The sequence below is a fragment of the Prauserella sp. PE36 genome, from assembly GCF_003311655.1.
Taxonomy (GTDB): domain Bacteria; phylum Actinomycetota; class Actinomycetes; order Mycobacteriales; family Pseudonocardiaceae; genus Prauserella_A; species Prauserella_A endophytica.
On record NZ_QEQT01000105.1, the window covers coordinates 54,877 to 74,340 of the forward strand.

Genomic DNA, 19,464 nt, shown 5'->3' on the forward strand with positions numbered 1-19,464 from the left:
CCGGGCACCGACGAAACCCGTGCCGATCAGCGAACCAGCAGGCCGTTCGCCACGACGTCGGTCGCCGTCCGCAGGAGTGTGCGCAGCTCGCTCTCGGTGCGGCGCAGGCCGTCCTGGCGCCAGCCGAGGCTGATCACCCCGTTCCACGAGGCCCAGAGGACTGTGGCCACCTGCCCGGCGTCGACCTCCCGCAGCACGCCGGCAGCGATCCCGGCGCGCAGCGCGTCGACCATCCGCTGGTTCTGCGCCTCGACCGAGCGGGCCAGCCGCGCGGCGAGGTCCTGCCCCGCCGCGTACTGCCCTGGCGCGCTGGGGAACGCCAGCATCCGGAAGTACTCCGGGTGCTCCAGGTAGAACTCCAGGTACTCGTCGGCGGCGGCGTAGAGCTGTTCGACGGGCGTGCGGTCGGCGGTGTACGCGCGGTCCATGTGGTCGCGGTCGGCGCCCAGCGCGCGTTCGACGACGGCGGCCAGCAGCCCGGCCTTCGAGCCGAAGTGGTTGTAGATGGAGCCGACCGCGACGCCTGCCTTCGTCGCGATCTCCTCGACGGTGGTGTCGTCAACCCCGCGCGCCGCGAAGATCTGTTCGGCCGCGTGCAGCAGCGCCTCGATCGTGCGCTGTTTCCGCGGATCCATGGCGACCATTCCTGCAATCGTTGCAAAAAATCGGGGTGGCCGCTACGGTACCCGGCAGAGTTCTTGAAATGTTTGCAAAAAGTTCCGGAGGTCGTGCCGTGGCCGCTGATCCGACGAACACCTGGCGGGACCCCGCCCTCGGTGAGCCGCACGAGGTGCGCCTGCCGTCCGGCCCCGTGCGCTACCACGACCGCGGCACCGGCCCGGTGCTCGTGTTCGCGCACGGGTACCTCGTCAACGCGAACCTGTGGCGCAAGGTGGTGCCGTTGCTGGCGGAGGACTTCCGGTGCGTCACACCCGATCTGCCGCTGGGCGCGCATGTCGTGCCGGTGAACCGCGCCGCGGACCTCTCCCCGCCCGGGATCGCCCGGTTGCTCGCGGACCTGGTCCGGGAACTCGGGCTGGACGACGTGACCCTGATCGGCAACGACTCCGGTGGCGCGTACGGGCAGCTCGTCGCGGCGAACCATCCGGAGGTCCTCGGCCGTCTCGTCCTCAGCTCGTGCGAGACGCCCGAGGACACGTGGCCGCCGAGCCCCGGCGGGTTCGGTCTGCTCAAGGCGACGGCGGCGAGCGCGGTGACCTACCGCGCGCTCTACCAGCCACTGCGGCTGCGGCGGACCTGGCGGTGGCGCAACACCTACGGCCGGCTGGCGAAGTACCCGGTCGACGACCGGGTGATGAACAGCTACGTGCGACCCGTGCTGACCCGGCCGGAGATCCGGTTCGACGGACGCAAGGCCATCGGCGCGGTGTCGGCCCGCTACACCCGCGACGCCGCGGAGCGGCTCATCCGGCGCCGCCCCGTCCCGGTCCGGCTGGTCTGGGCGGCAGAGGACCACGTGTTCCCGCTGGAGCACGCGAAGCGGTACGCCGCGAAGCTGGGAGCGCCGCTGCACACCGTGGCGGATTCCTACACCTACGTCACCGAGGACCAGCCGGCGCAGGCCGCGAAGCTCATCGCGGCCTGCGCCCTGGACCGCGAAACGGGTCCATAATGGACTTACGGGCCGGCCGCCGGTGGCGGCCGGCCCGTAGCCGGTTGATCAGCCTCGGACCAGGTCGTACCGGTCCAGCATCATGACCTTGTCCCACGCGGCCACGAAGTCACGCGCGAACTTCTCCTTGGCGTCGTCGCTCGCGTAGACCTCCGCGACGGCCCGCAGCTCGGAGTTCGAGCCGAAGACCAGGTCGGCGCGGGTGCCGGTCCACTTGACCTCGCCGGTCGCGCGGTCGCGAGCCTCGAAGGTCTCCTGGTCCTCCGACGTGGACTTCCACTCGATGCCCATGTCGAGCAGGTTGGCGAAGAAGTCGTTGGTCAGGGACTCCGGCTTGTCGGTGAGCACGCCGGCCTTCGAACCCTGGTAGTTCGCGCCGAGGACGCGGAGGCCGCCCACCAGGACGGTCATCTCGGGCGCGCTCAGGTTCAGCAGGTTGGCGCGGTCCACGAGCAGGTACTCGCTGGGCAGCCGGTTGCCCTTGCCGCGGTAGTTGCGGAACCCGTCCGACTTCGGCTCCAGCGGGGCGAACGACTCGGCGTCGGTCTGCTCCTCCGTCGCGTCCGTGCGGCCCGGGGTGAAGGGCACCGTGAGGTCGAGGCCCGCGTTCTTCGCGGCCCGCTCGACACCGGCGGCCCCGGCGAGCACGATGAGGTCGGCCAGGGAGATCTTCTTGCCCCCGGTCTGGGAGCTGTTGAAGGACTCCTGGATGCCCTCCAGCGTGCGCAGCACCAGGTTCAGCTTCTCGGGCTCGTTGACCTCCCAGTCGCGCTGCGGCTGGAGGCGGATGCGAGCACCGTTGGCGCCACCGCGCTTGTCACCGATGCGGAACGTCGAGGCCGACGCCCACGCCGTGGAGACGAGCTGCGAGACCGACAGGCCCGCCTCGAGGATCTTCGCCTTGAGGGCGGCGACGTCCGCGTCGTCGACCAGCTCGTGGTCGACAGCCGGGACCGGGTCCTGCCAGATCAGCGTCTCCTGCGGCACCAGCGGACCCAGGTAACGCTGGATCGGGCCCATGTCGCGGTGGGTCAGCTTGAACCAGGCGCGGGCGAACGCGTCCGCGAACTGGTCCGGATTCTCGTAGAACCGGCGCGAAATCTGCTCGTAGACCGGGTCGAAGCGGAGCGCGAGGTCCGTCGTCAGCATCGACGGAGCGCGGTTCAGCTCACCGGTCTCCGGGTCCGGCACGGTGTTCGCGGCGGCGTTGTTCTTCGGCTTCCACTGGTTGGCGCCCGCGGGGCTCTTGGTCAGCTCCCACTCGTAGGTGAACAGGTTGTGGAAGAACCAGTTGCTCCACTTGGTCGGCGTCGGCGTCCACGTGACCTCGAGGCCGCTCGTGATGGCGTCGCGGCCCTTGCCGGTGCCGAAGCTGTTCTTCCAGCCGAAGCCCTGCTCCTCGATCGGCGCGCCCTCGGGCTCGGGCCCGACGTGGACGTCGGCGTCGGCCGCGCCGTGGGTCTTGCCGAAGGTGTGCCCGCCCGCGATCAGCGCGACGGTCTCCTCGTCGTTCATCGCCATGCGGCCGAAGGTCTCGCGGATGTCGCGAGCCGCGGCCAGCGGGTCCGGGTTGCCGTTCGGGCCCTCGGGGTTGACGTAGATCAGGCCCATCTGGACAGCCGCGAGCGGCTGCTCCAGCTGACGGTCACCGCTGTAGCGCTCGTCGCCGAGCCAGGTGCGCTCGGGACCCCAGTACACGTCCTGGTCCGGCTCCCAGACGTCCGCGCGGCCACCGGCGAAGCCGAAGGTCTTGAAGCCCATCGTCTCCAGCGCGCGGTTGCCCGCGAAGATCATCAGGTCGGCCCACGAGATCTTGCGGCCGTACTTCTTCTTGACCGGCCACAGCAGCCGGCGCGCCTTGTCCAGGTTGCCGTTGTCCGGCCAGCTGTTCAGCGGCGCGAAGCGCTGCATGCCGGCGCCCGCGCCCCCGCGACCGTCGTCGACGCGGTAGGTGCCCGCGCTGTGCCACGCCATGCGGATGATCAGCGGGCCGTAGTGGCCGAAGTCGGCGGGCCACCAGTCCTGCGAGGTCGTCAGCACCTCGTCGACGTCCTTGGCCAGCTCGTCGAGGTCGACGGTCAGGAACTCCTTCGCGTAGTCGAAGTCCTCCTCCATCGGGTTCGACGCGGCGGCGTGCTTCCGGAGGATCGAGAGGTTGAGCTGGTTGGGCCACCAGTCACGGTTGCTGCCACCCTCGGTCGGGTGCGCGAAGCGCCCCGTGTGGACCGGGCAGCCGCCGGCGCTCTCCACGTTCAGTTCGCCGACCTCGGCGTTCGGGCTGTCAGACACGGGAATCCTTCCGGGAGTCAGATGGAATTGCGGTGGAGCATTCGGGGCACAGACCCCAGTAGATGACCTCGGCCTCCTCGATCGTGAAGCCGTGGTCGTCGGAAGCCGTCAAACAGGGCGCCGCGCCGACGGCGCAGTCGACGTCGGCGATGGCGCCGCACGACCGGCACACGACGTGGTGGTGGTTGTCCCCGACCCTCGCCTCGTAGCGCGCCACCGAGCCCTTCGGCTCGATGCGGCGCACCAGCCCGGCGGTGGTCAGCGCGCTCAGCACGTCGTAGACGGCCTGGTGGGACACCTCGCCGAGGTCCGCACGCACCGCACCGATGATCGAGGTGGTGTCGGCGTGCGGATGGTCGTGCACCGCGGACAGCACCGCCACCCGGGGACGCGTGACCCGCAGCGAAGCCCCGCGCAGCATGCGCTCGAAGTCCGTGTTCGTTGGCACGCCCGCAGTCTGCCCTATTTTCTGGAATCAATCAAGATTGGGTCCCCGGCGCGTCGAGCACCGGATCACGCACGGAGAGTAGCGGGTGGCGCGGAAGGCGGGTCCGCCTGCATGCCGCCGCGACGTGGTGAGCGTCATCCTTTGTGGACGGACACCGCGGCGGCGTAGCGGCGGGCCAGGCGCGCGAAGGCGGCTTCGAGCTCGGGTGGCCCGACGACCTCGAGGTCCGCGTCGAACCTGCCGATCGCGGCGGCGAGACCGGTCCACGACCACGAGCCCAGCACGAGGCGGCAACGGCCGGGACCCAGCTCCTCGACCACGCCGTCGCGGGTGCAGCGCGACACCTCGGCGGCGGGCAGGCTCAGGATCACCTCGCCCGCACAGGGCCAGCCGAAAGACGTGCCGTCGGAGCCGGAGAACCTGGCGGCGACGAACGCCGCCACGTCCCCTCCGGGCACGTCGCGCGGCGGGAAGCGCGGTCCCGTGGGGATGCGCGGGGCGATCCGGTCGGCGCGGAAGGTGCGCCAGTCACCGCGGTCGAGATCCCAGGCGAGGAGGTACCAGCGACCGCCACGGGTCACGAGGTGGTGGGGCTCCACCCGGCGCGGCGCGTCCGCCGGGCCGTAGCCGAAACGCAGGACCTCGCGGGCGTGGACGGCGGCGCTGAGCGCCACGAGCACGCCGCTGTCCACCGGCGAATCCGGGGCCCGCTCGGCGACGGTCACCCGGAGGGTGTCGATGCGGCGGCGCAGCCGTGCGGGCATGATCTGCCGGACGGTGGTCAGCGCCCGCGTCGAGGCCTCCCCGATGCCGCCGCCCGCGCTCGCGGCGTGCTGGAGCGCGACGGCCAGGGCGACGGCCTGGTCGTCGTCGAACAGCAGCGGGGGCAGCTGCGTGCCCGCGTCGAGCCGGTAGCCCCCGTCGGGTCCCTTGGTGGCCCGGATGGGATAGCCGAGCTCGCGCAGGCGGTCGACGTCGCGGCGCACGGTGCGCGGGCTGATGTCGAGCCGCTCGGCCAGCAGCGCCGCGGGCCAGTCCCGCCGCGCCTGCAGCAATGAGAGCAGCGCCAGCAACCGGGCTGAGGTCTTCGGCATGCCTCCATCCTGCTCGAAGAAGAGGACACAACCTGACCTCTTCCCTTGCGATCGTGGGTCCGTACCCGAAACGGAAACCAGCCAAGGAGTCGACCTTGTCCCTCACGACCACGACACACCTGAACTTCCGTGGCGACGCCCGCGCGGCGCTGGAGTTCTACCGGTCCGTCTTCGGCGGCGACCTGGCCGTCGTCACGTACAAGGACGCCGGCGCCGTCCGGGACGGGTCCGAGGCCGACCAGGTGATGTGGGGCCAGGTGCTCGCAGGCAACGGCTTCCACGTCATGGCCTACGACGTGCCGTCGCACCTGCGCCACGACCGGGGCGAGAACTCGTTCTTCGTCTCCGTGCGCGGCGAGACCGTCGAGGAGGTAACCGCCCACTGGGACGAGCTCGCCGACGGGGCGGACATCGTCGTCCCCATGGGCCCGGCGAGCTGGGCGCCCGCCTACGGGATGTTGAAGGATCGCTTCGGTGTCGTGTGGGTCCTCGACGTCGTCAGCGAGCACAGCGCGTGACACCGCGGGCGGCGGGCGGGAGCCGCTCCCACCCGGCCGCCCGGCCCCGACCACGGAGGAACCCACCACCATGAAGCCACCCCGCTGGGCCGCACGGGCTCCCAGGTCAGCCCCCGGCATCGAACGGGAGGTCCTGTCCACCTGCCGGCGCTACGGTATGGGTGTGCGCGTCTGGAGTCCGCTGGCGTCGTGCCTGCTCCCCTGCCGCAACCGCAAGGGGCGGCCCACGACGCCAAGCGCCCGCATGCGCTGCGTGCCCCGGCACCTGCCGGTGACCCACCTGGCGACCGTCACCCTGGACGACCTCCTCGAGGAGGATCGACGAGACCTTGGCGCAGGGCACCGACCTCGGCCCCGTCGACTGGGCCTGCACCCCGCCCTCACCGAGGCCTCGCTGCGCAGGCGCCCGGCCGGCAAGCGGGCGGCGGCGTGATCCGATGACCGTTCTGGACAGGCGAGCCCTCAATCGCGCGACACTGGCCCGGCAGCTGCTGCTGGAGCGCAGCGAGCTGCCCGTGCTCGACGCCGTCGCGCACCTGTGCGGGCTGCAGGCGCAGGAACCCCAGGAACCGTTCACCGGGCTCTGGTCACGGTTGCGCGCGTTCGACCCCTCGGCGCTCGATGAGCTGCTGACCGGGCGGCGCGTGGTGCGGACCCACCTCATGCGCCGCACCGTGCACCTGCTCGCGACCGAGGACGTCCTCGCGTGGCGGTCCCGGCACGACGCCATGCTGCGGCAACGGGTGCTCGGCGTCTACCGCCGCGAGCTCGACGAGGTGGACCTCTCCGAGCTCGCGGCGGCGGGGCGGGCGGTGCTGGCGGACGGCGAGCCACGCTCGATGCCCGAGCTGGCGCGGGCGCTCGCCGACCGCTGGCCGGAGCCCGGGCACAGGGCGCTGGGCGAGATGCTGGTCGGCGCCCTGATCCCGGTGGCGCAGCTGCCGCCGCGCGGGCTGTGGCGCACCACGGCCGGAGTGCGCTACCTACCGCTGTCGGCGTGGCTCGGCCGGGAGGTCGCCCCGCCCGCCCCGGACGGCACCGACCCGGTCGGCGTGGCGCTGGTGCGGCGGTACCTGGCCGCGTTCGGCCCCGCGGCCTCGGCCGACCTGCGGGGCTGGTGCGGTCTCGCCGGGCTGCCTGCCGCGGTCGCCGCGGTCCGCGACGAGCTGGTGTCCTTCCGGGACGAACGCGGCCGCGAGCTGCTCGACCTTCCCGGCGCTCCGCGCCCGGATCCCGATACCCCCGCCCCGGTGCGGTTCCTGCCCGCGTTCGACAACGCGATTCTCGGCTACCACGACCGCGGACGGATCATCGACGACGCCCACCGCGGACTGTCGGTCGCGGGTGCGCGCGTGGTGCTCGTGGACGGCCGGGTCGCCGCGACGTGGGACGCCGAGGATCTCACCGTGGTCGTCACGCCACTGCGCCGGTTCTCGCGCGCCGAACGCACCGAGGTCGCCGAAGAGGGAAGGGAGCTGGCGGCGTTCCTCTCCGACGGCGAATCCCGGCGCGTCCGGGTCGGCGGGTGACGCAGGCCGGTCAGCGGAGGACGTCGTAGACCAGCTTCTGGATGCCGTTGCCGTAGGACTCGCTCTCGAGGAGCTTCAGGTTCTGCTTGTCCTTGTCGGTGTCGCTGAACAGCCGCTTGCCGGCGCCGAGCAGCACCGGGAAGACGAGCAGGTGGTAGCGGTCGATGAGGCCGGCGTCGGACAGGTTGCGGTTCAGGTTGGCGCTGCCGTGGATGCTGATCGGCCCACCCTCGGTCTCCTTGAGCGCGGCGACGTCGTCGAGCGAGCGGAGGATGGTGATCTCACCCCAGTTGGTCACCAGGTCCTCCTCCTTCAGCGCCCTCGACACCACGTACTTCGGCATCGCGTTGTAGCCGGGGAACTCCTCGGTCATCGTCGGCCACACCGGCGCGAACGCCTCGTAGCTGACCCGGCCCAGCAGCATGGCCGTGGCCTCGCCCTGCTCGCGGCCCTTCAGCTCGTAGGCCGCCGGGTCGAACTCGATGTCCTGGAAGGTCCAGCCCGAGTTCCGGTAGCCCGGCTCCCCGCCGGGTGCCTCGACCACGCCGTCGAGCGAGACGAACGCGGTGGAGATCAGGGTGCGCATGGATTGCTCCTTGGTCCGGTTGACGTGCTTTCGTCAGTGCATCGAACACCAGTCGCCGAATTCGACACCTTCCGCCCGGAAAGTTCACTCCGGGGCGGGCTCGAGGATGACCACCGCTGTTTCTCCTGGTCGCCGCGCCGCGAAGGCGTCCAGTTTCTCGTCCAGCTCGCGCCAGCGGGCCCAGAGCCGCTCGCGTTCCTCGCCCGCGGCCGCCCGCCCCCGCACGCGGCGCGGCCCGTCGACCAGCCTGACGGTGGCCTCGGGCCTGGCCTGCAGGTTCAGCCACCACGCGGGCTCGGCCGCGCCCCAGCCGTTCATCGCGAGCGTGTAGACGTTCGGACCGTCGGGCAGGTAGGCGAGGATCACGCTGCGCTCCTCGCCGGTCCGGCGACCGATGGTGGTGAGCCGCATGGTGCCCCACCGGCCGGGCTTGGGCGGCCAGAGTCCCTTCCGGCCGCGGGTGACGCGGTAGACCGCGCGGTGGACCTTCCAGGCCAGCCGGATGAACCACCTCGGTGGCAGGCGTGGCGATCGCTCGCGTTCGTCGGACATGGCACCCCCGGCGCTTGTGGTCGGGCCGACCGTAGCCAGCCTCGACCAGCGCGCAATAGGGTCTCAGGTCCCCACCTCGGGCGGGTGGCCGTAGTCGCCGGTCTGGTCGTCGTTCCCGGTGCAAGGGGACGCCCGCCCGCAAGGAGGCGAATGCGGCACGGCCGGCGATCGAGGCCGAGCAGCGCGGGTGCCGGGTGTCACGCCGGTCCCCCATCGTGTCCCCTCGGCGATCGACATCGGCGAACGCCTGGAAGTGCTCAAGGACTACCCGATCCCGCCGAACTGCACCCCCGTTCGCGCCAACCTGGATCAACGAGATCGTCCGCCGACAGCAGGACAAGCTGGCAGGTTCAGCGAGGCCGAGCGCAACGCTTCTCCCGATGAGCCCTCACCTCGGCAAGATCCCGCCAGGTCGGCCCACTGCTTGGCTGGGGATCGCTGGCCACCCACGCGCCGACCTCGCGGCCGAGGAACTGGCGCATACCCTCGTCGACCAGACCGTCCACAGTGTCCGCACTGCTCACGACGGGCACGCACCACGCGTGGGTGCGGGGCTCGGCGTTCATTCCCTTGCCGAGCACGACGGGACCGACAAGATCAGGTTCGGCATCCGGCTCTACGTCACCGTGCGGGCGACCGAGCAGGAGGCGTAGGTCGTCTCGAGCACGCGCTCCAGCCAGCCACGTCGGTGAGTTGCCCGCCCTTGTCCTGCCGGTCCAGGATCGCCTCGTCGCGGCGCGGTCCCGGTGGGATGTGCCAGCGGTTGTGGCCGCCCGAGGCGGTCGCCCCCCGCCTCGGCGCCAGGGTCACGGGAACACCACGGCCCGTTCACGGGGAACCAGAACCGAGCCCGTCACCTCGGATCGCGCCCCGCCGCGTTGGTCAGGCATTCACCAAAGCAGCCGATTCCCGGGTCACTACTTCAAATGTGCCGGGCGGTGGGTGGCGGCCAGCGCGCTTCCCCGCGCTCACACTGGACTGGCACTCAGCACAGGGAGCAAGACATGAACATTCACCGCATCGGCTCAGCCGTCACCGTGCTCGGGGACCAGCTCGAAGTGCCCGGCATCGGCTTCCTCGACGTCAACTCGTTCGTCCTGCACGCCCGCGAACCGGTTGTCGTCGACACCGGCCTCGGACTGCCCGACCGGGACTTCCTGAACGACCTCGGCACGGTGATCGACCCCGCCGACGTCAAGTGGATCTGGCTGACCCACCCCGACCGCGACCACACCGGAGGGCTGTTCAGCCTGCTCGAGGCCGCGCCGAACGCACGTCTGGTGACCACCTACCTCGGCGTCGGCATCATGTCCACGGAACACCCTGTTCCACTGGATCGCGTCTACCTGCTCAACCCCGGCCAGTCACTGGACGTGGGCGACCGGACGCTCACCGGGTTCCGGCCACCGCTTTTCGACAGCCCGGCCACGGTCGGTTTCTACGACGACAGCTCGGGGATCTGCTTCAGCTCCGACTGCTTCGGCGCACCCCTCCCCACGGCCGACCTCGCGGCCTGCCCCGACGTCCGCGACATCTCGGCGGACGCGCTGCGGGCGGGCCAGCTGCTATGGGCGACCGTCGACAGCCCGTGGGTACACAACGTCGACCGCGACCGCTTCCTCGCCACCCTGCGCCCGCTGCACGACCTGAATCCGCACGCGATCCTCAGCACCCACCTGCCTCCCGCCATCGGACGTTCCGCCGAGTTGCTCGACACGATCGCGCGAGCCCCAGAGGCAGACCCCTTCGTCGGGCCGGACCAGCTCGCGCTCCAGGAGATGCTGGCCGGCTTCGAACCCGCCGCCCAGCAACCGGCCGCGCACTGAAACGTGGAGTCCTCAGAGGACCCGGCGCAACCGTCACACCGTCATCGGCGGCCAGCGCGATCATCCGGGTGATGTCGACCCGTGGGGGGTATCCCTGCCGAGCACCGAACGGTTCCCGAGCTGGCGCCGGGTGTCCTCCGTGAGCACTCCCGCGGTCGCTTCGGTGTCAGTCGCGCCGGCGGCCACGGTGTTGACCGTGACCGCGATGCGCGCGACCTCTCCGGCGATCTGCCGGCCCGAGCGTGTTCAGCGCGGCCATCGCGGCGGAGATGGAGTGAACTGTCAGCTGGGAGCATCCTCGCCCGCGGCCCCCAGGACTCTGGCGAACAGCCGTGACAGGTGTGCCGATGGCACCGACACCTCGGCCGCGACCCGCGGCGATCGTCCACGACTCGGCCATCCGCCCGCCGCAGCCCGGCAGCTCGCCGGACCTGATCACGGACGGGTGGGCGAGTCATCCGGCCGGCGCAGAGCCGACCGCATGCCATCGTCGGACCCGACAGCGATCCCATGCCTCGGGCCGTAGGTGAGGGGCGGCGCATCAGACGGCCGAGCGCGGTGGTGGCATGAGGGTACTCATTATCGGGACGGCCTGCCTGCGTGACCGTTCCAGAAGCCGCAGTCATGCGGCCCCGAGCCAGCGCGGCGATGGCCGGGCGTCTCGACGACAGCCACGCGGCCCTGTGCCGCGCCGGGTGAATGGCCGACGACTGTGTCACTCATCCACCTGTCTCGGGCCATGACAGGGTTCGTCATTGATGGGACGAGCGGGCGGTGGGCTGGAGCCGACGACACTCTCGGCCGGTGAGGGCGCCTTCGAGACGGGGCTCGACCTCGGTTCGCCAGGCGGGGTCCGCTTCCAGCCGGGCGTGCGCTTCGAGGTACGCCTGCTCGCTAGCGAAGCTGGCGGTCCACACGAAGGCACGGACGGGCCGGACCGGCAGCCGAAGGAACGTGTTCTCCGCGGGTTCGGAGCGCCAGGTGCTGACCGTGGTCCCCAGCGTGGTCTCGCGCAGTGTGTGCACGCGGGTCGTCAGCCACTCCTGGAGGCCCCTGTCGTCATCGTGCAGATAGGTCGTCACAACGGTCCACGCTGGCGACGACGGAGCAGCGTGGTGGGCCGGGCGTGGATGGGCAGGGGCGAGTGGCGGATGCTCGGGCCAGGTGGGCCGCAACAGCAGTACGTCGTCGCTGTCGGTCATCGTGGCGTTCGCGGCGTCACGGTGTTCGGCCCACACCGGTCCGTCGTAGAAGGCGTGGAGCGCCTCGTGTCGGGACTTCATGTCCGCGAACCCCCGGAACCACACGAAGGCGTCCGGGTCGTCACGGTCGGCAAAGAGGCCGGCTATCACCATGCCAGCGCGTTCCTGCGGTTCGATCAGGTGCTGCTCAAAGACGCCAAGTAGCCGGTCGCGCATACCACGCTTCAGCGTGTAGTGCCGCAGCTCAACCACGCCGCACTGGGCCAAAGTCCTTGGCGTCGCTTTCTCGGCATGCAATCGCATGTTTGACCCTCATCTGTGTTCCCGCCCTCGGGGACGGGCAAAAACGTCCAGTGCGTTGTCTCTGCGGTCGTGACGGTGCCGATCGAGTGCGATGGACGGCTGCCGGTCAGGATCGGCCCAGGCGGGCAACGGCTTCGCGGGCTTCCCTGGCCTTCTCGTCTGCGTCGGCGCCGCCAGTGGCCACGACACAACGGCTCAGGTGGTCCTCGAGTAGCCCCGGTGATACCGACTGCGGAGCGTGAGTCATGGCCGTGACCTGCGTGAGAATTTCGATGCGGTACTTCTTGTTCCTCGACCATCCGCCGCAGGCCGCGGGCTTGGCCCGGATGCGACGCAAGCCTCGAGCAATCCTCCCGCTCGATGCATGCAGCCGCGTTCGGTGGCGTGCTCGTGGGTTCCATGCGCCTTCCTTCCCTGTGCCCTGGCTCTGTCTGGATACTCGAGCACCATACCCCCCTGAGGTATTTACAACCACGCATTGATGGACTATACCCCTACAGGGTAACTACATTACCCCCGTAGGGTATCAGCCCCCGGCTCTCCCGAGCATCGGAAGAGCCGCGCGACGAAGGAGGATGTCATGCAAGATCGCGCTGACCCCGATCGGGCTCACAGACGGCTTCACGTCGCGGGGTGTCCATGCCGTTCGCTCATTGGACGATGTCGCGCCGGTGCGAGGAAGCGCTCTGTCGGCACCACATCTCGACCGAGTGGGGTCGGTGCGAGCTGGACATCGAGGACGCAGCCACTGCTCGGGCACCCGGGATCGCCCTACTGTTGATCGACTTTCAGAGCAGCACCAGCATCGCCAGGCGCGCTTACAGCCACATACACGAGAACCATTCATGAAGAGTGAACCGAATCAAGCCCTTCTGCGACGGCACGAACGCGAAGGCGAGCTTCATCGCAGGCGACCGCTCCCCCGATAGCGACGCGAACTAAAGCCACAGACAGCACCCGGAAACATCTCACGAAGTTGCGCCAAATGGAGTATGTCATGTTTTCGTCACCCGACGTGCAGGCCAGCACCCGCCGATGGTGGGCCTTGGGTCTGATCGCCACAGCTCAGTTCATGGTCATCATGGACACGTCCATCATCGGTGTCGCCCTGCCACGGATGCAGGCTGATCTAGGATTCACCCAGCACAATCTCTCGTGGGTCTTCAATGCCTACGTCATCGCATTCGGCGGCCTGCTTTTGCTCGGCGGCCGGCTGTCCGATCTGTTCGGCGCACGGCGCCTGTTCGGAGCAGGATGGTTCGTACTGTTGGCCGGCTCCCTCGTCGCCGGTTTCGCGGGCAATGTCAGCGTCGAACTGACGGGCCGGGCACTTCAAGGCGTTGGTGCCGCGCTCATCGCCCCGTCGGCGTTGACCCTCCTGATGATGCTCTTCGGGTCAAATCCCAGGGAGCTCACCAAAGCCCTGGCGCTCTATGGTGCTGCGGCACCGGCCGGAGGTACCGCCGGCGTATTCCTCGGTGGTGTGATCACGCAGTACATCTCGTGGCCATGGGTATTCTTCATCAACGTCCCGATCGCCGTGATCGCACTCTTCGGTACCCGAACGCTGATGCCGACCGGCGCGATGAGTGGTCGGGGCTCGGTGGACATTTTCGGTGCCCTCAGCGTCACGCTCGGTCTTGCCGCCGCCGTCTACGGAGTCGTCCGCGCACCCGAGGCAGGCTGGGGCTCGGGCGAGATCTGGATCGCCTTGGGCGTCGCCGCTGTGCTGCTCGTGACCTTCGTGATCTCCCAGGCCGTTCGGCGTGAGCCGCTGATGCGGCTGTCCATCTTCCGTACCCCCAACCTCGGTGCCGCCAACCTCGCGCAAATGCTGTTGGGCGGAGCGTGGATCCCGATGTGGTTCTTCCTCAACCTCTACCTCCAACAGGTGCTCGGCTACACCGCGTTCCCGTCCGGTGCGGCCCTGCTGCCCATGACAGGGTTGATCATGCTCGGGATGATCGTGCTCGCGCCGCGGGTGATCAGCCGTCTCGGTCCGAAGCCGCCGATCGTCCTTGGTCTGGTGATTCTCGCCCTCGGGTTGGGCTGGTTGTCGCTGATCCGCCCGGACGGGAACTTCTGGGCCGACGTCCTGCCGGCGTCCTTGGTCGCCGCACTCGGCATGTCACTCGCGTTCATCCCGTCCTTGGGCACCGCAATCTCCTCCGCGCGACCCGAGGAAGGTGGGTTGGCCGCGGGCATCGTCAACACCAGTTACCAGGTCGGGTCCGCCCTCGGCTTGGCGGCGATGACGGCAGTCGCCGCAGCCTACGGTGCCGGCCAGTTCGGTAACGCACCTGCGCTGACCGACGGATTCTCTGCCGCATTCCTCGGCGCCGGCGGCATCGCCATAGCAGGAGCCATTCTCACGCTCCTCACGCTGAGGACCCCACCAGCCACCGGAGAGGCAACCCCTGCTGAATCCGGTGCGGACACAACCATCGGCTGAGCCCGACCACTTCCGGAGCGAGCCCGGCGGGCCGCAACCGTCCGCCGGGCCCCACTTCCACGGAGCACAACATGACCAGTCGCCCTTTCCGCTTCAACAAGATCGTCGCGAAAACCAGCACGCTAACGGCGCGCACCGTCGTACGATGCCTAATCGGTTGCGCTGTCACGGCCTTGATGACCCGGCCCGACTCTCCGACCAGCACCCAGTCGCACGAGTGCAGGGTTCGGACATGACCCGGGAACGGCGCCTGCAATTCGCCCTCGTAGTGATCGGCCTCGGCTTTGCCGTCGGGCTGTACCCCATGATCAACTTCTGGCCTGCCGGCTTCCGCTGGATGCCTCAGCAGCCTCAGTACGAGCAAATGATCACGGCGATGTACGCAGTGCTCGGAATCTTCCTGATCCTAGCTTCGCGCGCACCACATAAGAACCTCTCGCTGATCTGGTTCACCGTGTGGTCCAGCCTCGGGCATGCCCTCGTCATGACCGTGCACGCCGTGACGGATCTCAGCCACTGGGCCCATCTGGTCGGCGACGTTCCCGCGCTGGTGACCGCGGCCGCGCTGCTCGGGGTGCTCGCGCCGCGCCGTCTGACATCACCGCCTTCCTGAACGCATCCCTGCGGCAGCGCGTCGGGTGGTCCGAACATCAGCTCGGGCCCAAGTTGCGCGAGGCTCGCGGCGGGACTTGAGCGGCGGGATGCCGCACGCACGAACCGCGCGAAGCGCGCGAGCGCCGGTTTGGAGGCAGCGTATGCGTCGACTTCCTGGTCGTCGAAGTTGATCTGGTGGTTCCGTCAGGCGGGCAGGAGCACCGCGTGCATCGACTGGATGCGGCCACCAGATATGTCCAGACGGAGCAACGCCACTGGTTCTCCGCCTTTGGTTGCCAACACCGCCATGCCATCATCCAACGAAAGCGGCAGAAGGAGCCAGCCGGAGCGAGGGCCGAGGAAGAACAGCAGCCGCTCCGCGACGTTCTCGATGCCCGCCGCGAACCCGACCCGCCGGTCGTCGGCTGTGGCCCAACCTGAAACATCGGTGTGCAGAGTCCGGGTAAGTGCCTCGAGATCGCCACCCGAGCACGCCGCGATGAAGCTCTCCACCACCGGCTGCAGGGAGGGGATCGACGCTGTACGAGGGGTTGACGGCTCGTTGTCCCGGATCGAGCGACGGGCCCGACTGGCCAGCTGACGGCATGCCGAGGGCGTCCGGCCGACGAACTCGGCGATCCGCTCGTAGGAGATCCCGAACACGTCATGGAGCAGAAAAGCGGCCCGTTCAGCGGGCGAGAGGCAGTCGAGAACGACGGCCAGCGCCCGTCGCACCTCGTCGTCGAGAGTGACTCGGTCGGCGGGATCCGGGCCCTCCGGCTCGGATCCCGCCGTAGCCAGCGTGTGCGGGTCACTCGGCCGGGACAGCCGACGGTGCGCGCACCCGAGTCGGTCCAACGCGAGACGCCTCACCACTACGACGAGCCAGCCCCGCAGGTCCTCGAGCTCCTCGACGCACTGCACGGCGAGCCGGGCGAATGCGTCCTGGACGATGTCCTCCGCTTCGGTCGGATCCGCGAGAATCCGGGACGCGATCGCGATCAGATAGGCGCGGTCGTCTACCCAAGCGGCAGCGATCCGGTCGGTGGTGCTCATGCTAGAGAGGACGATGCATCCCTCGGTGGTGTGACATCACGTCGGTGTCCAGTTCGGTATCCACCTGACGAGATCAGTCTCATGCGCCGGTATCGCCACGAGCGGCCAGTAGCTCATCCGACTCGGCGCTCAGCTTGTCGCATCCGTCCCACGTGATTCGTCCCTTGAGCACATGCAAGCGACGACCGTCGGCACGGCGACCGTCGTGGCCTGCCGCAACCCGCCAACAGGAGCGAACCACCATGCTTGACACCACGCTCTGTATCGCGCAGAGCTTCCTCGCGATCTTCTTCTTCGTCGCTGGCGCACCCAAGGTGATTGCTCGAGGGATCGACCGCTGGGTGGGTTTCGACGACCTTCCCCGGGCCCTTGTCGTCGCAATCGGGGTCAGCGAGGTGGCAGCGGCGCTCGCCCTGGTCCTCCCCATGATCGCTGGACGAGCCGAGTGGACGACGCCGCTGTCTGCGATCGGGCTCAGCGTCGTTTCGCTGATGGCGAGCGGCTTCCACATCCGCAAGAGTGAATGGCTGTCGGCAGTCGAAACCGCACTGTGGGCCTCGCTCAGCGCCTCTATCGCGATCGGTCGCTGGGATCAACTGGCGACCGGACCGTCAGTCCCGGTCGACGTGCTTGTTCCGGTGGTAGCCGTTCTCATACCAGCGATCCTCGTCAACCTCGTCCTCCTCTTCCGGCGGCCCATTCAGCCGGACGCCGAGAACCAGCAGCCGTCTACCCCGTTCGCTGACCCCAGGCCTGGCGGCTGCCAATCGCTTTCGAAGCCCGATCAGGGGTTGCAGTAGGGAGACAGGACGGCGCTCGTGGTGGATGGACCCACCCCGGGTTATCCCGGCTTCACCGCCGTTCCGCCCCTACCTCGCCGCGGCGACGTCGGGTCAAGCAAGGTGCTCGAGCTGCCGGATGACCTTCCCCGTCAGCGGTCGAGGTCCCGGCGGCACTTCCGTAACCCGGGACGCAAGCGGCTGGACGAACGGGGTCGCGATACACCTCCCTGCGCGCGCACCTCGCACTCGAGGGCATCGCCACCGACGTCTTCCACACCGGCCCGCTGAGAACCCTCGTTGACATCGAGCACACCGGCTCTCACTCGGTCGACTGGTGCAACCACCGACGCCTACACAGCTCGATCGGACGGATCCCGCCTGCCAAGCACCAGCAGCACTACTACGCTGCCCTCAACCGCGAGAGCCGCTTCTCCGTCAGCTCGCGGTAGAACGGGAGGTGCACGTGTACCGCAATGTCCCAGCTGGAGGACGCGGTCAGGGCAAGGCCCGGCTCACGCCGGCTGTCCTGGTCGGACAGGGCGACACGTAGCTGCCCGATCAGCCCCGCCGGGGCGCCGCGCGCCAGGTCCACCAGCCGGAGGCCATCACCAGGGCTGTGGCGCCGGTGCTCCGCCGGGCGCCCGAGGAAGACCTGGCGTGGTACGAATCCGCGTTGGCGGGCTCCACCGACCCGCGAGCCAGGCTCCCGGCGGCGCATGGGCATGCCCTCGGCGTGCACAGGTCCATTGGCCGATGTCGGCGGACTCAGAGGCGAGATGGATCTCGGTAGCCTCTTGAACGGCCCGAACGGGATAGCGCGCTGCTTGTCGCCCTTGCCGATGACGCGGAACAGGTCCACCTTGAGGTCGCGTGTCACGTCGGTCCACGAAGGACTTTCCGGAGCACGTGGCGAGCAACGCGCAGACGGCGTCGTCGGGCACGACGGGGACGAGTCGTTTCGGCACCTTGGGTTGCGACTTCTGTGACAACGCCGTGGCCGAAGTTTTTCTGGCCCGGCATGCAGATTGAGCTAGTCGACCGGCAGCGCACACCCCGCGCTGGACTGGATGATTCCCGTAGAGTTCGAAACCACCACCCGCCAGTCAGGTCTGGTCTCCTCCCGGCAAGAGCGTGAACCGGGGCAACATCCAAGGTGTCCGGGCAGGAGAGCCAAGCTCAATTTCGGTGAACGAGGTACTCACTCAGCTGTCCGCGCCGGTCGCCGTACGGCCGGCGGTGCTGTGTCGCGACGCAGTCGGCGGCGATCGTCGGCGCGAAGCAGGAACGCGGCGGCGATACCGACGGCGACCGGTGCTCCCATCGCGAGAAAGATCATGTCGATGGTCCAGCCGGCGGTCAGCATGAGCCCGCCGAGAAGACCGCTCGCCAGGGTCCCCAGTCGGCCCGCTCCGTTCGCCCAACCCATGCCGGTTGCCCGAGCGGCGGGCGGATAGGCGAGCGCTCCGATGGCGTTCAGTGCGGCGCTGACGCTCGCGAGAGACAGACCGAGCCCGAAGACGACCAGCAACAGGCCGGCGAACCCGAACGTGAAGGCGGCGACCACGAAAATGCCGGCCAGGCCGAGCGCCCACAGCGACGCGACGACCAGAAAGCGGTCGAACCGTTTGAGCGCGAAGGAGACCAGCGCCTGGCCGATGAAAGCACCCCAGCCGAACGTGCCGATGATGACTCCGGTCTGCGCGGCGCTGAAGTTCTGCTGCCGGACCATGAGCGGTAGGTAGTTGAGGATCAGGAAGGCAACGCCCAACCCGATGAAGAAGGCGAGCCAGAGCAGCACGGTGGTGAGCGCGAAACGCCGCGACAACACGGTGGCAACGCCGGAGACGCGGCGGCGTGATCCTGTTCCGGCCGGTGCCGCGAAAGACACTGTGGACAGGTCACGACCGGGTACGAGGGTTGCCAGTGCACTCCTGACCTCCGCGATCGGACGCCCTCGGGCGATGAGTACGCCGGGTGAATCCGGCACCAGTAACACGATCGGCGGCAGCAGGAAGAGCGGAGCGAGACCACAGGAAACCAGCAGGGCGGGCCAGCCCCACACCGGGATGATCGCCGAGGCCAGGAATCCGCCCACGATGGTGCCGACGGCGACGCCGCAGAAGGCCAAGGACACCATTTGCGCGCGGCGCCCGCTGGGAACGGCGTCGGCGACGACGGCCAGCAGGACCGGGACCGTGCCACCGAGACCGACACACGCGGCGACGCGAAGGATCATCAACGGCTCGATCGACGTCGTGAGCCCCATCGCCGCTGTGGTCGTCCCGAACAAGACCATACCGACGACGACGGTACTTCTGCGGCCGTAGCGGTCCGCGAACGGCCCGGCGAGCACGCTGCCGATCGCCATGGCCAGCACGCCGGAGGTGACGGTGGCGGTGATCGCACCTAGCGAGGTACCCCAATCGCGGACGATCTCGGGATAGACGAAGCTGGCGATGCTGATGTCGAGCCCTTCTGTGACCATCGCGAGGAAGGTGAGCAGCACGACGACGCGTTGCCGGCGACTCATGCCTCCCGCGGAATCAAGGAACTCCTGCCAGGTTTGTCTGGGTTTCGGAGCAGTGCTCATATCGGTTCCC

General features: G+C 69.0%; 20 protein-coding genes. 9 read left to right on the forward strand and 11 right to left on the reverse strand.

What is annotated here, in order from left to right; genetic code table 11:
* Nucleotides 1-26: 26 nt before the first annotated feature.
* Nucleotides 27-635, reverse strand: coding sequence for a TetR/AcrR family transcriptional regulator (locus DI005_RS33575; RefSeq protein ID WP_113644834.1), 609 nt, complete (start codon nucleotides 633-635; stop codon nucleotides 27-29).
* Between the two features lie 98 nt (nucleotides 636-733).
* On the opposite strand from DI005_RS33575, the gene DI005_RS33580 reads away from it, so the two are divergent.
* Entirely contained in the window at nucleotides 734-1,633 is a 900-nt protein-coding gene (locus tag DI005_RS33580) for an alpha/beta fold hydrolase (RefSeq protein ID WP_233520413.1), read from the forward strand.
* A 48-nt stretch (nucleotides 1,634-1,681) separates the two neighbouring features.
* Here the strand turns inward: DI005_RS33580 and katG are convergent, their stop codons facing one another.
* The 3 genes from katG to DI005_RS33595 all read right to left on the reverse strand — a co-directional run bounded on the left by katG (nucleotide 1,682) and on the right by DI005_RS33595 (nucleotide 5,464).
* Nucleotides 1,682-3,922 (reverse strand): catalase/peroxidase HPI, encoded by a 2,241-nt coding sequence (gene katG, locus DI005_RS33585; RefSeq protein ID WP_113644763.1) that lies wholly within the window; start codon nucleotides 3,920-3,922, stop codon nucleotides 1,682-1,684.
* Nucleotides 3,915-4,370 (reverse strand): Fur family transcriptional regulator, encoded by a 456-nt coding sequence (locus DI005_RS33590; protein WP_112268481.1) that lies wholly within the window; start codon nucleotides 4,368-4,370, stop codon nucleotides 3,915-3,917. The genes katG and DI005_RS33590 overlap by 8 nt, the downstream gene beginning before the upstream one ends.
* Before the next feature lie 134 nt (nucleotides 4,371-4,504).
* Nucleotides 4,505-5,464 (reverse strand): YafY family protein, encoded by a 960-nt coding sequence (locus DI005_RS33595; protein ID WP_113644764.1) that lies wholly within the window; start codon nucleotides 5,462-5,464, stop codon nucleotides 4,505-4,507.
* Between the two features lie 95 nt (nucleotides 5,465-5,559).
* Between DI005_RS33595 and DI005_RS33600 the strand changes: the two genes are divergently transcribed.
* From DI005_RS33600 to DI005_RS33610, 3 genes are all read left to right on the forward strand, one after another.
* A complete protein-coding gene (locus DI005_RS33600) occupies nucleotides 5,560-5,982 on the forward strand; it encodes a VOC family protein (protein ID WP_113644765.1) in 423 nt (140 codons plus the stop codon).
* 163 nt (nucleotides 5,983-6,145) lie between these two features.
* Nucleotides 6,146-6,415, forward strand: coding sequence for a hypothetical protein (locus tag DI005_RS38770; RefSeq protein ID WP_199543436.1), 270 nt, complete (start codon nucleotides 6,146-6,148; stop codon nucleotides 6,413-6,415).
* A gap of 4 nt (nucleotides 6,416-6,419) precedes the next feature.
* Nucleotides 6,420-7,511: a winged helix DNA-binding domain-containing protein gene (locus tag DI005_RS33610; RefSeq protein ID WP_113644766.1), complete on the forward strand. Its 1,092-nt coding sequence runs from the start codon at nucleotides 6,420-6,422 to the stop codon at nucleotides 7,509-7,511.
* A 10-nt stretch (nucleotides 7,512-7,521) separates the two neighbouring features.
* Here DI005_RS33610 and DI005_RS33615 read toward each other — a convergent pair whose 3' ends face one another.
* Together DI005_RS33615 and DI005_RS33620 are read right to left on the reverse strand one after the other, a co-directional pair.
* The gene (locus DI005_RS33615) at nucleotides 7,522-8,097 is read right to left on the reverse strand and encodes a dihydrofolate reductase family protein (RefSeq protein WP_113644767.1); all 576 of its coding nucleotides are present in this window, start codon (nucleotides 8,095-8,097) and stop codon (nucleotides 7,522-7,524) included.
* An 84-nt stretch (nucleotides 8,098-8,181) separates the two neighbouring features.
* Nucleotides 8,182-8,649, reverse strand: coding sequence for a nitroreductase family deazaflavin-dependent oxidoreductase (locus tag DI005_RS33620; protein WP_113644768.1), 468 nt, complete (start codon nucleotides 8,647-8,649; stop codon nucleotides 8,182-8,184).
* A gap of 380 nt (nucleotides 8,650-9,029) precedes the next feature.
* Here DI005_RS33620 and DI005_RS33625 point away from each other — a divergent pair, with 380 nt between their 5' ends.
* Both DI005_RS33625 and DI005_RS33630 read left to right on the forward strand, forming a co-directional pair.
* A complete protein-coding gene (locus DI005_RS33625; RefSeq protein WP_113644769.1) occupies nucleotides 9,030-9,302 on the forward strand; it encodes a hypothetical protein in 273 nt (90 codons plus the stop codon).
* A gap of 351 nt (nucleotides 9,303-9,653) precedes the next feature.
* On the forward strand, nucleotides 9,654-10,475 hold the full coding sequence (locus DI005_RS33630) for an MBL fold metallo-hydrolase (protein WP_112268468.1): 822 nt from the start codon (nucleotides 9,654-9,656) through the stop codon (nucleotides 10,473-10,475).
* A 752-nt stretch (nucleotides 10,476-11,227) separates the two neighbouring features.
* Here the strand turns inward: DI005_RS33630 and DI005_RS33635 are convergent.
* Together DI005_RS33635 and DI005_RS39320 are read right to left on the reverse strand one after the other, a co-directional pair.
* On the reverse strand, nucleotides 11,228-11,980 hold the full coding sequence (locus DI005_RS33635) for an NIPSNAP family protein (protein ID WP_113644770.1): 753 nt from the start codon (nucleotides 11,978-11,980) through the stop codon (nucleotides 11,228-11,230).
* 106 nt (nucleotides 11,981-12,086) lie between these two features.
* Nucleotides 12,087-12,455: a metal-sensing transcriptional repressor gene (locus DI005_RS39320; protein ID WP_369973648.1), complete on the reverse strand. Its 369-nt coding sequence runs from the start codon at nucleotides 12,453-12,455 to the stop codon at nucleotides 12,087-12,089.
* 522 nt (nucleotides 12,456-12,977) lie between these two features.
* Here DI005_RS39320 and DI005_RS33650 point away from each other — a divergent pair.
* Both DI005_RS33650 and DI005_RS33655 read left to right on the forward strand, forming a co-directional pair.
* Nucleotides 12,978-14,432 (forward strand): MFS transporter, encoded by a 1,455-nt coding sequence (locus tag DI005_RS33650; protein WP_113644836.1) that lies wholly within the window; start codon nucleotides 12,978-12,980, stop codon nucleotides 14,430-14,432.
* Nucleotides 14,433-14,664: 232 nt separating this feature from the next.
* Entirely contained in the window at nucleotides 14,665-15,045 is a 381-nt protein-coding gene (locus tag DI005_RS33655; RefSeq protein WP_112268460.1) for a DUF6632 domain-containing protein, read from the forward strand.
* Nucleotides 15,046-15,230: 185 nt separating this feature from the next.
* Here DI005_RS33655 and DI005_RS33660 read toward each other — a convergent pair whose 3' ends face one another.
* Nucleotides 15,231-16,082 carry a sigma-70 family RNA polymerase sigma factor gene (locus DI005_RS33660; RefSeq protein ID WP_112268459.1) on the reverse strand — a complete coding sequence of 284 codons (852 nt, stop codon included), beginning with the start codon at nucleotides 16,080-16,082 and terminating at the stop codon, nucleotides 15,231-15,233.
* Nucleotides 16,083-16,324: 242 nt separating this feature from the next.
* On the opposite strand from DI005_RS33660, the gene DI005_RS33665 reads away from it, so the two are divergent.
* The gene (locus DI005_RS33665; RefSeq protein ID WP_113644771.1) at nucleotides 16,325-16,882 is read left to right on the forward strand and encodes a DoxX family protein; all 558 of its coding nucleotides are present in this window, start codon (nucleotides 16,325-16,327) and stop codon (nucleotides 16,880-16,882) included.
* A 382-nt stretch (nucleotides 16,883-17,264) separates the two neighbouring features.
* On the opposite strand, the gene DI005_RS33670 is transcribed toward DI005_RS33665, so the two are convergent.
* Nucleotides 17,265-17,741 carry a hypothetical protein gene (locus DI005_RS33670; protein WP_113644772.1) on the reverse strand — a complete coding sequence of 159 codons (477 nt, stop codon included), beginning with the start codon at nucleotides 17,739-17,741 and terminating at the stop codon, nucleotides 17,265-17,267.
* Between the two features lie 321 nt (nucleotides 17,742-18,062).
* Complete coding sequence (locus tag DI005_RS33675; RefSeq protein ID WP_113644773.1) at nucleotides 18,063-19,454, reverse strand: MFS transporter; 1,392 nt, start codon at nucleotides 19,452-19,454, stop codon at nucleotides 18,063-18,065.
* Nucleotides 19,455-19,464: the final 10 nt, after the last annotated feature.

What these genes read in the sequence shown, in the direction of transcription:
- DI005_RS33610 (WP_113644766.1), top strand. Translation starts at nt 6,420, where the DNA reads ATGACCGTTCTGGACAGGCGAGCCCTCAATCGCGCGACACTGGCCCGG.
- DI005_RS33615 (WP_113644767.1), bottom strand. Translation starts at nt 8,097, where the DNA reads ATGCGCACCCTGATCTCCACCGCGTTCGTCTCGCTCGACGGCGTGGTC.
- DI005_RS33635 (WP_113644770.1), bottom strand. Translation starts at nt 11,980, where the DNA reads ATGCGATTGCATGCCGAGAAAGCGACGCCAAGGACTTTGGCCCAGTGC.
- DI005_RS33655 (WP_112268460.1), top strand. Translation starts at nt 14,665, where the DNA reads ATGACCCGGGAACGGCGCCTGCAATTCGCCCTCGTAGTGATCGGCCTC.
- DI005_RS33575 (WP_113644834.1), bottom strand. Translation starts at nt 635, where the DNA reads ATGGATCCGCGGAAACAGCGCACGATCGAGGCGCTGCTGCACGCGGCC.
- DI005_RS33625 (WP_113644769.1), top strand. Translation starts at nt 9,030, where the DNA reads ATGAGCCCTCACCTCGGCAAGATCCCGCCAGGTCGGCCCACTGCTTGG.
- DI005_RS33650 (WP_113644836.1), top strand. Translation starts at nt 12,978, where the DNA reads ATGTTTTCGTCACCCGACGTGCAGGCCAGCACCCGCCGATGGTGGGCC.
- DI005_RS33665 (WP_113644771.1), top strand. Translation starts at nt 16,325, where the DNA reads ATGCTTGACACCACGCTCTGTATCGCGCAGAGCTTCCTCGCGATCTTC.
- DI005_RS33620 (WP_113644768.1), bottom strand. Translation starts at nt 8,649, where the DNA reads ATGTCCGACGAACGCGAGCGATCGCCACGCCTGCCACCGAGGTGGTTC.
- DI005_RS33660 (WP_112268459.1), bottom strand. Translation starts at nt 16,082, where the DNA reads ATGAGCACCACCGACCGGATCGCTGCCGCTTGGGTAGACGACCGCGCC.
- DI005_RS33595 (WP_113644764.1), bottom strand. Translation starts at nt 5,464, where the DNA reads ATGCCGAAGACCTCAGCCCGGTTGCTGGCGCTGCTCTCATTGCTGCAG.
- DI005_RS33630 (WP_112268468.1), top strand. Translation starts at nt 9,654, where the DNA reads ATGAACATTCACCGCATCGGCTCAGCCGTCACCGTGCTCGGGGACCAG.
- DI005_RS33675 (WP_113644773.1), bottom strand. Translation starts at nt 19,454, where the DNA reads ATGAGCACTGCTCCGAAACCCAGACAAACCTGGCAGGAGTTCCTTGAT.